Source organism: Methylophilus methylotrophus DSM 46235 = ATCC 53528, assembly GCF_000378225.1.
Classification (GTDB): domain Bacteria; phylum Pseudomonadota; class Gammaproteobacteria; order Burkholderiales; family Methylophilaceae; genus Methylophilus; species Methylophilus methylotrophus.
The window spans coordinates 156153-170949 of sequence record NZ_KB905146.1 but is presented as its reverse complement, the minus strand read 5'-3'; the positions used below and the strand labels follow the sequence as shown (position 1 = coordinate 170949).

Annotated in this window: 18 protein-coding genes, 1 tRNA gene and 1 pseudogene; 12 read left to right on the top strand and 8 right to left on the bottom strand. The window is 49.2% G+C overall.

What is annotated here, in order from left to right; genetic code table 11:
* On the bottom strand, positions 1-546 hold a 546-nt coding region (locus F463_RS0112655), incomplete at its 3' end, for a helix-turn-helix domain-containing protein (RefSeq protein WP_033413567.1).
* 222 nt (positions 547-768) lie between these two features.
* Positions 769-1119, bottom strand: coding sequence for a dihydroneopterin aldolase (gene folB / locus F463_RS0112650; RefSeq protein ID WP_018987469.1), 351 nt, complete (start codon positions 1117-1119; stop codon positions 769-771).
* Between the two features lie 110 nt (positions 1120-1229).
* Between folB and plsY the strand changes: the two genes are divergently transcribed.
* Positions 1230-1841: a glycerol-3-phosphate 1-O-acyltransferase PlsY gene (gene plsY, locus F463_RS0112645; RefSeq protein WP_018987468.1), complete on the top strand. Its 612-nt coding sequence runs from the start codon at positions 1230-1232 to the stop codon at positions 1839-1841.
* 12 nt (positions 1842-1853) lie between these two features.
* On the opposite strand, the gene tsaD is transcribed toward plsY, so the two are convergent.
* On the bottom strand, positions 1854-2876 hold the full coding sequence (gene tsaD / locus F463_RS0112640) for a tRNA (adenosine(37)-N6)-threonylcarbamoyltransferase complex transferase subunit TsaD (protein ID WP_018987467.1): 1023 nt from the start codon (positions 2874-2876) through the stop codon (positions 1854-1856).
* 120 nt (positions 2877-2996) lie between these two features.
* Between tsaD and rpsU the strand changes: the two genes are divergently transcribed.
* From rpsU to F463_RS0112615, 5 genes are all read left to right on the top strand, one after another.
* Positions 2997-3209, top strand: coding sequence for a 30S ribosomal protein S21 (gene rpsU, locus F463_RS0112635; protein ID WP_018987466.1), 213 nt, complete (start codon positions 2997-2999; stop codon positions 3207-3209).
* 117 nt (positions 3210-3326) lie between these two features.
* Positions 3327-3770, top strand: a complete 444-nt coding sequence (locus F463_RS0112630) for a GatB/YqeY domain-containing protein (RefSeq protein ID WP_018987465.1) — start codon at positions 3327-3329, stop codon at positions 3768-3770.
* Between the two features lie 79 nt (positions 3771-3849).
* The gene (dnaG, locus tag F463_RS0112625; protein WP_018987464.1) at positions 3850-5589 is read left to right on the top strand and encodes a DNA primase; all 1740 of its coding nucleotides are present in this window, start codon (positions 3850-3852) and stop codon (positions 5587-5589) included.
* 151 nt (positions 5590-5740) lie between these two features.
* Positions 5741-7690 carry an RNA polymerase sigma factor RpoD gene (gene rpoD / locus F463_RS0112620; RefSeq protein ID WP_018987463.1) on the top strand — a complete coding sequence of 650 codons (1950 nt, stop codon included), beginning with the start codon at positions 5741-5743 and terminating at the stop codon, positions 7688-7690.
* A 20-nt stretch (positions 7691-7710) separates the two neighbouring features.
* Positions 7711-7789, top strand: a tRNA-Ile gene (locus F463_RS0112615).
* A 26-nt stretch (positions 7790-7815) separates the two neighbouring features.
* On the opposite strand, the pseudogene F463_RS14860 reads toward F463_RS0112615, so the two are convergent.
* Positions 7816-8100: pseudogene (locus F463_RS14860) on the bottom strand (tyrosine-type recombinase/integrase); the annotation flags it as partial.
* Between the two features lie 10 nt (positions 8101-8110).
* On the opposite strand from F463_RS14860, the gene F463_RS0112610 reads away from it, so the two are divergent.
* A complete protein-coding gene (locus F463_RS0112610; protein WP_154650056.1) occupies positions 8111-8326 on the top strand; it encodes a hypothetical protein in 216 nt (71 codons plus the stop codon).
* Between the two features lie 109 nt (positions 8327-8435).
* Here the strand turns inward: F463_RS0112610 and F463_RS0112605 are convergent, their stop codons facing one another.
* The 4 genes from F463_RS0112605 to F463_RS0112590 are packed head-to-tail and all read right to left on the bottom strand — an operon-like array spanning position 8436 to position 10775.
* Positions 8436-8915: an arsenate reductase ArsC gene (locus F463_RS0112605; RefSeq protein ID WP_026295571.1), complete on the bottom strand. Its 480-nt coding sequence runs from the start codon at positions 8913-8915 to the stop codon at positions 8436-8438.
* 16 nt (positions 8916-8931) lie between these two features.
* Positions 8932-9978 carry an ACR3 family arsenite efflux transporter gene (gene arsB / locus F463_RS0112600; RefSeq protein ID WP_018987460.1) on the bottom strand — a complete coding sequence of 349 codons (1047 nt, stop codon included), beginning with the start codon at positions 9976-9978 and terminating at the stop codon, positions 8932-8934.
* Positions 9979-10437 carry an ArsI/CadI family heavy metal resistance metalloenzyme gene (locus tag F463_RS0112595; protein WP_018987459.1) on the bottom strand — a complete coding sequence of 153 codons (459 nt, stop codon included), beginning with the start codon at positions 10435-10437 and terminating at the stop codon, positions 9979-9981. It abuts the gene before it with no gap.
* Positions 10434-10775, bottom strand: a complete 342-nt coding sequence (locus F463_RS0112590) for an ArsR/SmtB family transcription factor (RefSeq protein ID WP_018987458.1) — start codon at positions 10773-10775, stop codon at positions 10434-10436. Before F463_RS0112590 ends, F463_RS0112595 begins: the two co-directional genes overlap by 4 nt.
* Positions 10776-11451: 676 nt before the next feature.
* Between F463_RS0112590 and F463_RS14855 the strand changes: the two genes are divergently transcribed.
* The 5 genes from F463_RS14855 (at position 11452) to F463_RS0112570 (ending at position 14638) form a co-directional block, all read left to right on the top strand.
* Positions 11452-11793, top strand: a complete 342-nt coding sequence (locus tag F463_RS14855; RefSeq protein WP_081620829.1) for a PilZ domain-containing protein — start codon at positions 11452-11454, stop codon at positions 11791-11793.
* 249 nt (positions 11794-12042) lie between these two features.
* On the top strand, positions 12043-13176 hold the full coding sequence (locus F463_RS0112585) for a Thoeris type III anti-phage system protein ThcB4 (protein WP_018987457.1): 1134 nt from the start codon (positions 12043-12045) through the stop codon (positions 13174-13176).
* Positions 13173-13757 (top strand): Thoeris type III anti-phage system protein ThcA, encoded by a 585-nt coding sequence (locus F463_RS0112580; RefSeq protein WP_018987456.1) that lies wholly within the window; start codon positions 13173-13175, stop codon positions 13755-13757. The genes F463_RS0112585 and F463_RS0112580 overlap by 4 nt, the downstream gene beginning before the upstream one ends.
* A gap of 25 nt (positions 13758-13782) precedes the next feature.
* Positions 13783-14271: a TIR domain-containing protein gene (locus tag F463_RS0112575; RefSeq protein ID WP_018987455.1), complete on the top strand. Its 489-nt coding sequence runs from the start codon at positions 13783-13785 to the stop codon at positions 14269-14271.
* 133 nt (positions 14272-14404) lie between these two features.
* On the top strand, positions 14405-14638 hold the full coding sequence (locus F463_RS0112570; RefSeq protein ID WP_018987454.1) for a DUF2171 domain-containing protein: 234 nt from the start codon (positions 14405-14407) through the stop codon (positions 14636-14638).
* Positions 14639-14797 lie beyond the last annotated feature (159 nt).

Here is a 14797-nt window from a genome sequence, read left to right as displayed (position 1 = left end):
GGTCTCAGCCCTGGCATTGTCACAAGCATGCAGAACCAGATTAAACCGGGAGTGGTCATCAAGCACCGTCAGTGGCATGCAACGTCCTGAGAGCGTTTCAAAGTAGCCTTTAAAGTCGGCCTGCCACAACGCATTGGGCAACTCATGCTCAAATCGCTGCCAAGCCTGCCGGTATTCGACGCCCACATCAATAAGGCCGTGCCGATGTAACACGGTACTGACAGTGCTGGGTGCCACAGCGCCTAAGCCTAAGTCCTCTAACCGCCGACTGATCTTGCGCCCACCCCACGCCGGATGCTTATGCCGCAGTTGAACAATCTCTGACTGAAGTGCTTGTGATGTGAGTGTTGGGCTGTGTAATGGTCTTCGACTCTGGTCACTTAGACCTGCCTTGCCATGCGTATTAAATCTACGCAGCCATTTATAAGCCGTTTGCGGGCTGATACCGAAGCGCCGACATAACTCACGTCGGTTAGCGCCTTCTTGAGTGGCCAAGTGTACGAATTCTTCACGCAGACTCATGATGTCTCTTGTCTCCCAGGGCATAGTGTTCTCCGCATTTATCCAATGCGAAAGTGTCAACCATGTCCCCGGTCTATACAGGACAAGCATAAGAAAGAATGGTCGCCTAGAGGCGAGAGAACACATTTAATACTTAATCATCCGCTTAAATATAAATGCCTTTTATACCGACTTCTTAAGAACAAGCATTACAAAAACCGTCACCGAAAGGCAAAAAGAATCTGATTTAGGTAATAAATGACTGTTTTAAGCAGTCCGGGAAATCACAATCCCCAGCGCTTTCAACCCCGGCAATATCCCCGGCTTACTCACTTTCAACTTCACACTCTGCGCTTTAAATTCCTGCAAGACCAATTGGCAAACATGCTCGCCTAATGCCTCAACCAGTTTGAAACTATGCTCGGCTAATGTCTCCCGTATGCGCGCGACTACCAGGCCGTAATCAATCGTATCTTCAATTGCATCACTCAGGCAGGCTTTATTAAAGTCATAGCCAATTTCAATATCCAGAATCACGGTTTGCGGCACGGCGCGTTCCCATTCAGGCACCCCCAGTTTGGTTTGCACCTTGACTTGTTCCAGAAAAATTGTGTCCATGAATCAGTGTCCTTTTATTTCCGCGCAGGCCGGAATCCAGTATGATTCGGCATCATACAACATCGTGCAGTGGCTGGCATAAGCGGCTGTACTTCAGTGGAATTAAACGCATGAACGAAATTGGTTTTGATATTGAAGCATTGGTCTGGATAGTTGCGGCCTACCTGATAGGCTCGATTGCCTTTGGCATTATTATCAGCAAGCTGTACCGCCTGCCAGATCCACGCACCGTGGGGAGTGGCAATATCGGCGCGACCAATGTGGCGCGTAGTGGTAAAAAATCTGCTGCGATTTTGACCTTGCTGGGCGATGCGTTTAAAGGCTGGTTGCCAACATGGCTGGCACTGCAAGCGGGAATGTTGATGGATGTGGTCGCGCTGGTGGGGTTGGCGGTGTTTATTGGCCACTTGTACCCGATTTACCATAAGTTTAAAGGGGGTAAAGGGGTGGCGACGGCTCTGGGTGTAATGATTGCCTTTTCGGGTTGGCTGGCGTTGAGTGTGGTTGCCGTCTGGCTGGCGGTGTTTTTAACCAGCCGTATTTCTTCCTTGTCTGCCCTGGTCGCTGCTGTATTGGCGCCTGTGATTGCCTGGCAGTTCTTGTCACCTTACCCGGTATATGTGGCCGTTGTGGTGGTGATGTCTGCGTTTTTGATAATTCGCCATCAGTCCAATATTGAAAAATTGTTGGCCGGCACTGAAAGCCGATTTGGCAAGAAATAATCAGGCTAAGATTTAAGCAGGCGCTTTGAGCTCAGCCAAGTCCCAGCGCGGACGGATACTAAAGCTGTAATCCTGCTTGCCTGGCTGCATGGCGTGCAGGCGCATGGCACCGGCAAAGGCAATCATGGCGCCGTTATCAGTGCAGAATTCCAATCTGGGATAGCTCACATTGAAGCCACGTTTGGCAGCGGCTTCATTTAATCTGGTCCGCAGCCGTTTGTTGGCACCCACGCCACCCGAAACCACCAGACGTTTAAGTTTGGTTTGTTTGAGCGCCTTTATGCATTTATGCACCAATATCTCGGTGACTGACTCCTGAAATTCCCAGGCAATATCTTTAACTGTTTCATCATCTAGTTCTGGCTGATTGTTTACCAAGGTCAGCACTGCTGTTTTGAGGCCGCTAAAGCTGAAATTTAAATCTTTGCTGTTTAGCATGGGGCGGGGCAATTGAAAGTGTGGCTTACCTTGATCAGCCAGTTTTGAGACTGCGGGGCCGCCGGGATAGCCAAGGCCCAACAGTTTGGCGGTCTTATCAAACGCTTCACCGGCAGCATCGTCCAGCGTGTCGCCCAGTAACTCGTATTGGCCAATGCCATCGACCCGCATGAGTTGGCTATGACCACCCGAGACCAGCAAGGCAACAAACGGGAACGCTGGGGGATTTTCTTCGAGCATGGGCGCCAGCAGGTGGCCTTCGAGGTGATGCACACCGACAGAAGGCACGTTAAGGGCCATAGCGAGCGATTGCGCAATACTGGTGCCCACCAGCAAAGCGCCCGCCAGTCCGGGGCCCTGCGTGTAAGCGATGCCTTCGATGTCTTGTAGAGATTTATCCGCTTGCGACAGTACTTGCTGTGTGAGTGGGAGTGCGCGGCGTATGTGGTCACGTGAGGCCAGTTCTGGCACGACGCCGCCATAGGCTGCATGCATGTCAATTTGTGAGTGCAGGGCGTGCGCCAGCAATCCGCGGCGCGTGTCGTATAACGCCACCCCGGTTTCGTCACAAGAAGATTCTATCCCTAGCACTAACATACGATTTTTTGCAGAAAAGATTGATAAATCCAAATAAGCGCGATAGAATACGCGGTTTTCAGTGCTGCATCAATCCGCAAGCACCATTGTCTAACCAATATTTGAAGGATAGGGATTTACATGACCGCTATTCGTGTGAAAGAGAACGAACCGTTTGACGTTGCAATGCGCCGTTTCAAGCGTTTGATTGAGAAAACCGGTTTGTTGAACGACTTGCGTGCTCGCGAGTTCTACGAGAAGCCAACTTGGGAGCGTAAGCGTAAAGCGGCTGCCGCGGTTAAGCGTCAATACCGCCGTCTGCGCAACCAGCAGTTGCCAACAAAACTCTACTAATTTTTAGTGGAAGTGAACGGTTAACTGCATTATAGTTAACCGATGATGCAAAGGTTGTGGGTTTCCGCAACCTTTAGCTATTTATACAGCCCACATTTATCCGGACCAAGACACGATATGAGCCTGAAAGCACAAATCTCCGAAGACATGAAAACTGCCATGCGCGCAAAAGACATGCCTAAACTGGGTGTGATTCGTTTGCTGCAAGCTGCCATCAAGCAGCGCGAAGTAGATGAGCGTATTGAGCTGGATGATGCTGCGGTAGTGGGTGTGGTCGAAAAAATGCTCAAGCAGCGCCGTGATTCGATCGCTGCGTTTGAAGGTGCGAATCGCATGGATTTGGCTGACCAGGAAAAATTTGAAGTGGCAGTGTTGCAGGCTTATTTGCCAGCACAATTGAGCGAAGAAGAAATCAACGCCATCATTGCCAAGGTACTAGCTGAGACTGGTGCCGCAGGGGCCAAGGATATGGGCAAGGTGGTGGGTGCAGTGAAGCCATTGGTTGCGGGCAAGGCCGATATGGCAAAAGTGTCAGGCCTGATCAAGGCGGCGTTGGGATAATCTGCTCACGCGGGCACGAAGCAAGAGGGCGCAGTTGGCGCCCTTTGTTTTTTGACGAGCATAAGCGATACTTGCATTTATGATCCCGGAAAGTTTTATTCAAGAACTGCTTAACCGCGTAGATATTGTCGAAGTCATCGACAAGGCAGTGCCACTGAAAAAAGCCGGAGCGAATTACTCGGCCTGTTGCCCTTTTCACAACGAAAAATCACCTAGTTTTACCGTGAGCCCGACCAAGCAGTTTTACCATTGTTTTGGCTGTGGTGCGCATGGCTCGGCTTTGAGCTTTCTCATGGAGTATAACGGCCTGAGTTTTGTGGAGGCGATTCACGACCTGGCCAGGCAGGTCGGCATGATTGTGCCGCAAGAACAGCGCGACCCAAACCAGCCTGCGCCTGCCTCTAAAGCCGTGTTGCTTAGCTTGCAGGAGACCTTGCAACAAGCGGCCAATTACTACAAAGCTGAATTAAAGAAATCACCGCGGGCGATTGATTACTTGAAAGCGCGTGGCTTGAGTGGGCAGGTGGCTGCCAAATTCCAGATCGGCTATGCCCCGGCCGGTTGGCAAAACTTGCAAACAGTCTTCCCTCATTATGACGCAGAACCGTTGGAAACGGCGGGCCTGGTGGTGCAAAACGAGCAAGGCCGCCGTTACGACCGCTTCCGTGACCGCATCATGTTCCCCATTCACAACCAGAAAGGCGAAGTGATCGGGTTTGGCGGGCGCGTGATTAACCCTGAAGATAGCCCCAAGTATTACAACTCGCCAGAAACGCCGGTGTTTCAAAAGGGCCATGAATTGTATGGCCTGTTTATGGCGCGGCGTGCCATCCGTGATGCTGGCCGCGTATTGGTGGTTGAAGGCTATATGGATGTCGTGGCGCTCGCGCAATATGGTATCGAATATGCGGTCGCCGCGTTAGGTACAGCAACCACGCCGTTTCATATTGCCAAGCTGATGCGTCAAACGGACGAGATTGTATTCAGTTTTGACGGCGACAAGGCCGGACGTACGGCGGCCTGGCGCGCAGTCATGAACGCTTTGCCAGCGATTAAAGATGGTGTGAAATTGCGCTTTTTATTTTTACCTGCAGAGCATGACCCGGATAGCTTTGTACGTGAGTTTGGCAAAGAGGCGTTCGAGGCGGAAATGGATAAAGCCATGCCGCTATCGCAATATATTATCCAGCACTTAAGCGAACATAACCCACTGGCTTCGCAAGAGGATAAAGTGCAGTTTTTAAATGATGCCGAGCCTATCCTCAAGCAGATCAAGGCGCCGCGTTATGCGATGCTGCTGCGCAAAAAAGTGGCCGAAATGACGGGGTTGGCTGGCGGTGAAATGCAGCGTATGCTCAAGTTGCCAAACCCGGCTAAAACGCAGCAGAAAGCCTTGCGTCAGCGTGCGCGTATGCCCCTGTCTCTTCACGTAAGGCTGGCTTTGATGTTGCTCATGCGGCCGCAATGGGCGAGGCTGGAGTTGCTGGATAAAATCACAGGCGAAAGTGACGAGGAACAGATGTTGCGCGTGATGGTGAAAGCCGCCATGGCCAAGCCTGAATCCCGGCCCGTGGTCTTGCTGCAAATGATCACGCCGTATATTTCAGAGGGTTTGCGACACCAATTGCACTGCGAATTGTCTTTATTGGACGAGACACTGGACTTTACGCTTGAATTTGAGGGCGCATGCACCCAATTATCAGACATGGCGCTGATGGCGCGAGAAAAATCCCTACTGGGGCAGCTCACTGAAAAGCCTTTTTCTGCGCTGTCTGAGGCTGAGCGTGAGGCCTTGCGGCAATTAACCAGTAAACGCTAACCTGATGTCACCCGAAAAACCGTGAGAGTGTGCTTAAAAAACGTGCATAAATCTGGTAAAATAAAGGGTTTCCCGTAATGTTATATCGAATGATCTGTCTAGCAGTGTTGATGAGCATTCGACAACAACCATTTTAGAGGTGGAATCGGCCATGGCCAGACCCAAAGCAGATAAAAGTTTAGATAAAGAACTCGGAATCAACGAAGTCGAAACCCCTAAAGATCCCGCTACCCAGGCACTGGATGCCGAGGCACGCCGTACCCGCCTGAAAACCCTGATTGTCCTGGGTAAAGAGCGTGGCTACCTGACCTACGCCGAAATCAATGACCACCTGCCGGACGATGTGCAAGACTCCGAGCAGATCGAGAGCATTATCGGCATGATCAATGACATGGGTATCCAGGTCTATGAAGAAGCGCCGGATGCCGAAGTGTTGTTGATGTCTGATGCGCCACCAGCTGTGACTGATGATGATGCGGCAGAAGAGGCTGAGCAGGCCTTGGCAACCGTGGACTCTGAATTTGGTCGCACGACTGACCCAGTACGTATGTACATGCGCGAAATGGGGACTGTTGACCTGTTGACGCGTGAGGGCGAAATCGAGATCGCCAAACGCATTGAGGATGGCCTCAAGCACATGGTGCAGGCGATTGCAGCCTGTCCAACGACCATCGCCCAGTTGCTGGAGATGGTCGACAAGGTTGAAAAAGACGAAATGAGCGTTGATGAACTGGTAGACGGTTTGATCGATAGTGATTTGGGTCTGGATGACGCGCTGGCGGCCGCAGATGTTGAGGAAGAAGAAGCCGACGACGAAGAAGATGAAGATGATGAAGAAGATGGTGATGCCAAAGCGTCTGCCATGTCTGCCGAAGCGCTGGCCAAACTCAAGGATGAAGTCTTGTCACGCTTTGCCGTCATCCGTGCTGCCAACGCAAAAATGAACACCATCCGTGAGGATAAAGGCACCAGCGATGCAGAATATAAAACTTTGCATCAGCAAGTACTGGATGAGCTGACCGCCTTCCGTTTCTCTGCCAAACAGGTTGAGGCCTTGTGCGACCAGGTGCGTAACATGGTGGAAGAGGTGCGTACGCACGAACGCAAGATCATGGAGTTTTGTGTAGACAAGGCCAATATGCCGCGTCAGCAATTCATCAAGAGCTTTGTCGGTAACGAAATCAACCTTAACTGGCTCGATGACGAGCTGGCAGGCAAACCTGCCTATGGTGAGCGTTTAGAACGTTTCAGGCACTCTATCCTAGACCAGCAAGAGCGTTTACAAAACCTGCAGAACCGCGTGGGATTGCCAATCAAAGAGCTGCGTGAAATCAACAAGCAAATGACCACTGGCGAAGCTCGTGCACGACGCGCCAAGCGCGAAATGATCGAGGCCAACCTGCGTCTGGTGATCTCCATTGCAAAAAAATACACCAATCGTGGTTTGCAGTTCCTCGACTTGATCCAAGAGGGCAACATCGGCTTGATGAAAGCCGTGGATAAGTTTGAATACCGCCGTGGTTACAAATTTTCTACCTATGCGACATGGTGGATTCGCCAGGCGATTACCCGTTCAATCGCAGACCAGGCACGTACCATCCGTATCCCGGTCCACATGATCGAAACCATCAACAAGATGAACCGTATCAGCCGCCAGATCTTGCAAGAAACTGGCCTGGAACCTGATCCGGCTACTCTGGCTGAAAAAATGGATATGCCGGAAGAAAAAATCCGCAAAATCCTCAAAATCAGCAAAGAGCCGATCTCAATGGAAACGCCGATTGGTGACGATGAAGACAGCCACTTGGGCGACTTTATTGAAGACAACACCACACTGGCACCGATGGACGCAGCTGTTTACGCCAGCCTGCGTGACGCCACCAGTGAAGTGCTGGAATCACTGACCCCACGTGAAGCCAAAGTGCTGCGCATGCGCTTTGGTATCGAAATGAACACCGACCACACGCTGGAAGAAGTTGGCAAACAATTTGACGTCACCCGTGAACGTATCCGCCAGATTGAAGCTAAGGCCCTGCGTAAACTGCGTCACCCGACCCGCTCGGAACGCCTGCGCAGCTTCTTAGAAAACGGTCAGGATTAGTTTATAATCCCACGCTTTCCGGCCCCTTAGCTCATGCTTGGTTAGAGCAGCGGACTCATAATCCGTTGGTGCTGTGTTCGACTCACAGAGGGGCCACCATTTAAAATCAACGGCTTAAGTGAATTTCACTTAAGCCGTTTTCTTTCAACGTGACCTGAACGTGACAACGGTATAACGTTGTTGCCATCGCGCTGTTCTATCCTTGAGGCGGCAAACCTCAAATTCTCTGAGTCAAACTTTGCATAGCGATCCACCATACTGCGTGTTTTCCATCCGCCTAAGTCATTGAGTTCGTCGGTGCTAGTACCTGCCTGACGATGCCAAGAAGCCCATGTGTGGCGCAAATCATGAAAGCGGAAGTCCTGAATATTGGCTTTTGCTAGTGCATTGTGCCAACCATCATTGGATAATGGGTCTTTTTTGCTGAGTGGGCAGCGTCGGATTCGTCAAGTCGTCAATTTGCAAACTCAGCATACACCCAAATCACACGCATTCGAGGCCCCCAGCCCAGCCCACAGTCTCACGCCTTGTGCCATAGCCAAGCAATCAGTGGTTGGTGATACGACGGTAATCCCGGTGGCGATTATTGGCGGTTATGTTGGCTTGGCGTGGGAGTTTGGATTTGCCCAGGCGTGAATGAATAATTCGTTTGTGTTGTGTTCGACTCATAGAGGGGCCACCATTTAGAATCAACGGCTTAGGTGAATTTCACTTAAGCCGTTTTTTAAAATGTCGAATGACACTGTTATGTAGATTCAATCTCACCAATACGTTGTAGCTCATGCTTTAGCTTCTCTTTGTCACCCAGCGATTCAGGACTTAAACTTAAGAATGCTTCAATACGCTTGCGAAGTATTGAGTATGCCTGGATGAATGAGGCATCAATTTCAGCATCCGTGCCTATTGCTTTGGCTGGGTCATCTACTCCCCAATGAGCCCTTATCACATTACCAAGATAAGCTGGACAGGTCTCCCCCGCTGCATTGCTGCATACTGTAATCACGATATCTGGTGTCACTGGTAGGTTATCCCATGACTTGCTGTAATAACCCTCAGTAGCGATGCCTTCACGCTTAAGCAACGCGATAGAGCGGGGATGCACTTCACCGGTAGGCTTGCTGCCCGCACTCATTGCTTTCATGCCTTTTGGCGCTAGCGCATTGAATGTGGCTTCAGCGAGGATTGAGCGGCAGGAATTACCTGTACATAAAAATAGAATATTCATGGATAGCTTTCGATTGTTAGGTGTTCTCGTACCAATGGCGGCTACGATTAACGATGGCGACGACAGACAGCATGACGGGCACCTCAATGAGTACGCCGACAACGGTGGCTAGCGCTGCACCAGAGTGAAAGCCAAATAGTGCGATCGCTGTTGCGACAGCCAGCTCAAAGAAGTTTGAAGCACCAATCAGGGCGGATGGTGCTGCGACACAATGAGCCACTTTCAGCTTTTTATTCAGCCAGTAAGCCAGCATTGAGTTGAAATACACCTGGATGATGATAGGCACTGCTAACAATGCAATAACAAAGGGCTGTGCAATGATCTGCTGACCTTGAAAACCAAACAGCAATACCAGTGTGGCAAGCAGTGCCGTCAGGGAAACTGGTTGAATACGCTTAAGTAATGCATCCAGTGATTTCTGACGTCCTGCCAGTACAACTTCACGCACAAATTGACTGATGACAACAGGGACCACGATAAATAGCACCAGAGATGTCAGAAGCGTGTCCCATGGAACGACAATGCTAGACAGCCCCAATAACAACGCTACCAGCGGCGCAAAGGCAAACAGCATAATGGCATCATTCAATGCAACTTGTGAGAGCGTGAACTTAGGCTCACCACCACAGAGGCCACTCCAGACAAACACCATGGCAGTACATGGCGCAGCAGCTAACAGAATCAGGCCTGCTATATAGCTGTCAATCTGGTCTGCGGGCAGCAAGTCACCGAATAAGTGACGAATAAATACCCAAGCCAGCAAGGCCATAGAAAAAGGCTTGACTATCCAGTTGATGAATAAGGTGACACCTATGCCTTTACTATGCGCCAGCACATCGCCCATGGTCTTGAAGTCAATCTTTAGCAGCATCGGGATAATCATTAACCATATCAGGACTGCGACAGGCAGATTTACTTCTGCCACCTTCAAGCCACCTACTGCTTGAAAGAAGCCGGGAAACACTTGACCTAATGCAATGCCGACCACAATGCAGCCAAGCACCCACCATGTCAGGTTACGTTCAAAGCTGCTGATCAGGCTGGGTTGAGCGGTAGCATTCATTTAGCAGCTCTTCTTTCTTGTAGTGAATTCAATCTTTTGAGTGGCAGGAACACAGCAGGCTGCGTTAGCTTCGGTTGATTCTTGACCGTTGAATGTGGGGGCACTGTCTAATGTGCGATAAGTTTCCCATGCAATCCCCGATGGGTCTTGCACCCAGTGCTTGTCTGACTTTGCATAGCAGCAGGTCGTCCCTTCTTCAGTCACCAAGCTAAGTTCGGCTTTTTCTAAACGATGTCTGATCTCCTCAAGCTCTGACTCATGCTCGACCTGAATGCCAATGTGATCCAGACCAGCTTTACCACCTCGCTTGCTAATAGCGAAATTTACTAGCGGGTCATCGAGCATCCACTTCGCATAGTCAGGCTTAGAGACCGTCGGAGAAGCGCCAAAGAGGTGGCTATAAAAGCCGATACTTTGAGTGATGTCCTCGACGGAGACATGCAAATGCATACGTTTCATGATTTGTTACCTTTCTCTGGATGACAGCTTGTTGCCTCTGGACAGCATTTAGATACGCCAGCACAGCAATTCTCAGTAAGATAAGCAAGCAACCCATTCATCGCAGCATAGTTAGCTGTGTAATAAATGAACCTACTAACCTGTCGTGAGTTAATCAGTCCGGCATGGCTCAGCTCTTTAAGGTGGAAAGAGAGCGTGCTTGGCGGTATCTTGAGTTGTTCCCCGATACTTCCCGCTGGTAGCCCTTCAATCCCTGCTTGAACAAGCAAGCGGAATATCTCCAGGCGTGCCTCTTGAGCGATTGATGAGAGTTGGGTCACTGCCGATTTAATGTCCATATATTCTATATTTCCATAATTATAGAAATAATGCAATGGTTTTAAGATAAGAGGCTGAATATGGGCATAATAGTGGTGGAAATTAAAGCCTCCCGACGAATAGGCGTCAATTGATGAGCGGCATGGCGCAGTGGTCAGCGTCAGTTTTGTCAGGTCGTAACGACTCAACTTTTTGTTCGAAACTTATGCATTTGTGCATCTCAACCATGCTCATAGAGCGAATCGCCACTCATTTACTAGATATCTGAGCGGTAATTCGACTAAACAAGGTTTATGGTTCATAGTCTGGTAAGTTGAGCTTGCAAGTGATTGCATTATGGAATCCTGGAAAATACGGGAATTTCTCCCATATCAAATACCGTTGGTTTCCAGCATGATTCTATCCAGGGCGTGAGTTGCCACTAGGACCGTTTGAAGTGGGGTGACTTATTTTAAGCGGGGCAAACATTCCCTATCCGCATACACTAATTTGCATATTGGTACCGTGCTAAAAAGGCATCTCGATTGAGGTGTCTTTTTACTTTTAGGGGTTCGATTCTTACGTCGCCTTGTTTGCCAGTGCTGGATAGGCAGCCGTTTCTTAAAGGCTATTTACCTATCCAGCGCGTGTCTTACGCGTTAAAAACCGCAACTCATCATATAATGTGACACTCGTTGAGTGAACAGTGCGTTTTCCATGTCTTACAGTAGTTTCCAACATACCTCCGTAGATCAAAATCGTCGTTCATGGCACAAAAAATCCCAGCTGGTGGATAATACGGGCAGAAAATATACGGTATTCACCCACGACATTTCCATGACAGGAATGAGCCTTTTTGCTGATAAGCAATACAAATCGGGCCAGTTATGTAATGTGGAGGTGCCGGTGTTTGTCGGCTCTGGGCTTAGGCACTACAGATTTGATTGCCGAGTTGTTTTTTCCTCGCTGTGCGGCATGAGGGGGTTCAGGACAAACCTTGAGTTTCTCGAAGTGCCGCCAGAAAATAAAAAATTAATTCAATCTGTCATGGCAAGGTAGCAAAGCAATATTGCCAAACAAAAAGACTCAAGGCTACACTCCTTGAGTCTTTTTGTTTGAGGGGTTGCTCGCGTTCTTGTCACCCGTTTCCTACACGGATTTCAGTGTGTCTCTGATAGGGAGAATGAAATGCGTGTAAGACAATATAGCTATCACGAATTTGTGATTTGTATGCTGTTTACGATAAAAAATTAAAGACATTTCGGTGATGGGCTTATTGAATTTAATGATGTATTTTGGGGGGTAAAAATGGCGGCTCTTTATCAACTGGCTGTGTTGGGTGCGCCAAGCAAAGCTCAAATACATGCATTAGAAAAATCTTTAAAGAGTGCTCTGGAAGCTTTTAATTTACGCTTAGGAAATGAGGTGGGTTGGGAGATTTCTCCTGCCGAGTTCAGGCCTCATCAGTTACAACCTTCTGCCGTGGTTTTTTTTGGTGGTGAAAATGCACACCTTTCTAATTTGAAAGAGTTGCTGGTGCGTGGCATTCCCGTTGTGCCTGTGGTTTCTCGGGCCAAACACGCGCCTGTCGAACTTCCTCCTTTATTAGCTCCTTTGGACTATGTTGATTATGCTGTTTGTGGTGCGCAATCTGTTGCCGTTGCTCTTTTGCAAAGTGTCGGGCTGCTCGCCCAGCAGCGTAAGGTATTTTTAAGTTATTGCCGGGAAGAGCTCAGTGAGACGGCGACTCAATTATTTGAAATACTGTCTGCGCGGCAGTTCGAAGTATTCCTTGATCACGATGATAATACGGTGGACCGAAAGTTTAGTCACCAGTTATGGCATAGGTTATGTGATGCAGACGTATTGCTGATGCTGGACACGCCCACTTATTTTGAACGACGGTGGACCAATGCAGAATTTGGACGGGCCCTGGCTAAAGGGATCAGTGTCCTGAGGGTGGGTTGGCCAGATTCAACCTCTTCCGCAAGAGTCTCTACGGCCAGCTTGCTACAACTTTCCGGTAATGAATTTAACTCGTTTTCGAAACAGTTTGAAGAGAGTGCCATGCAGCGTCTTTGTATGAAACTCGAAGAAGTGCGCAGCCAGAGTTATGCCGTGCGGCTGGTGAACTTCACGAGCAAGGTGCGTATTGCGGTGGAGGCCAGTGGCGGAAGGTTTATGGGCGTGGGATCACACAATATGGCTTATATTCAGCTAGCCAGTGGCAAGTGTTTGAAGGCAGAGATGACCTTTGGTGTCCCGCTAAACAAGCAGGATAATAATTCTTCTTTGCGACAATCCGACGCCTTGATTTATGACCCTATTGGCTTGCATTCAACATGGTTGTCACAAGCCGGGCTGGTAGATGATCAAGCTTATCCGTGGATCAGGATAAATGAGGCTGAGTTGCATTTTGCATATGAACAGGAGGGGGTATGAGTGCCATCTTTCTTTCTGCGAGTGTGCCGCTGACGACGCGCGGTACCTACCATGAAACGGCCAACCCTTTCCTGATTCAATGTGCGGTACGTGAATTGGTCATTGTGGCTCTCCAACAACATAAAATCGTTTGGGGTGGCCATCCGGCAATTACGCCGATGATATGGAGTATTTGCGAAGACCTGAATATTGACTACTCCGAGGCAGTGATTTTGTACCAGAGCCGCTTTTTTGAGGATTATTTTCCAGAGGAGAATCGCCGCTTTAAAAATATCATTTTTACCAATGCGGTGTATGGCAATCGCGAAGCCAGCCTACTTCGCATGAGAAAAGAAATGCTATCGCGACCAGATTTGGTGGGGGCAGTATTTATCGGCGGGATGGAGGGCGTGGAACAAGAGCATGAAATATTCAGGCACTATCATCCCGATGCCAGGATACTGCCCGTGCCGTCACCGGGTGGTGCTGCCCTTAACCTGGCGCTAGATCATGGCTATGGCTCGAATTCAGATTTTGAGGATATCGACTTCGCGCGGCTCTTTCATAGCCATTTCGCCGAGATCAATAAAAAACTGTCCTAAACCTTTGTCTGTAATAGGGGAGAGAATGGCCCGTAGAGTATTCTATAGCTTTGATTATCAAAACGATTGTTGGCGCGCTGCCATGGTGCGTAATATTGGCGCGATTCATCGCAGACGGCCAGTTTGCGATAACCACTGGGAGCAGGTCAACCGCGGAGAGGATGATGCGATCAAACGCTGGATTGATGCACAACTTCGCCATCGCAGCTGCACCATCGTCCTGATCGGTGCCAAGACTGCTTCCTGTCGCTGGGTGCGCTATGAAATCCAACGTTCAATGGAAAGCAGGAAGGGTTTGCTGGGCATACGTATCCATCAGTTGATGGACCAAAATCAGCAAACGACTATAGCGGGTCCAAATCCATTCGAGTCTATCATGCTGCCTGGCGGTCAAAAGTTATCGTCCGTTGCACCCACTTATGAACCATTGGGCGTTTCAAGTGTGGAGGTGTATTCCTATATCAGCCAACATCTTGAGGGGTGGGTGGAATCTGCGATCGCTGCACGCTATTGAGATTTTACGAGAAAGTCATCCGTTATGGGTGAGAACTCCTACAGCAAGATCAGAAACCACTTATAAGCAAATCACCCAGTCCTCATTATGCTATACAGATGCCGGTTTCCCCGGTGTGTGATAGGAGAAAAGCATGAATACTAATCAAATTGTTTCAGAAATGCCTGTCGTGTGTTCACAAGGTGGTCAATTCGCTACAGTGGATCACTTGGAAGGCGAAAACTACATTAAGTTGAATAAAGATCAAAACGGCCAGCATCACTATATTCCTACCAGCTGGGTCACCAATATTGAGAATGGCAAGGTGATGGTGGATCGCCCCGGGGAACAGGCGATGAAGGATTGGAGTGAAACGCCAACGCATTAGTAGATGAACTGTCGTACACATGTAGACTCGGGAATTCCCGGGTCTTTTTATATGTGGAGTGAAGGTGAAGCTTCTCTAGAAATAGGTGATGTGATGTCATTGGCTTCGATCCTGGAGTTGAGGTGGTACGATAAATCCTACATAAATTCCAGCCATTGC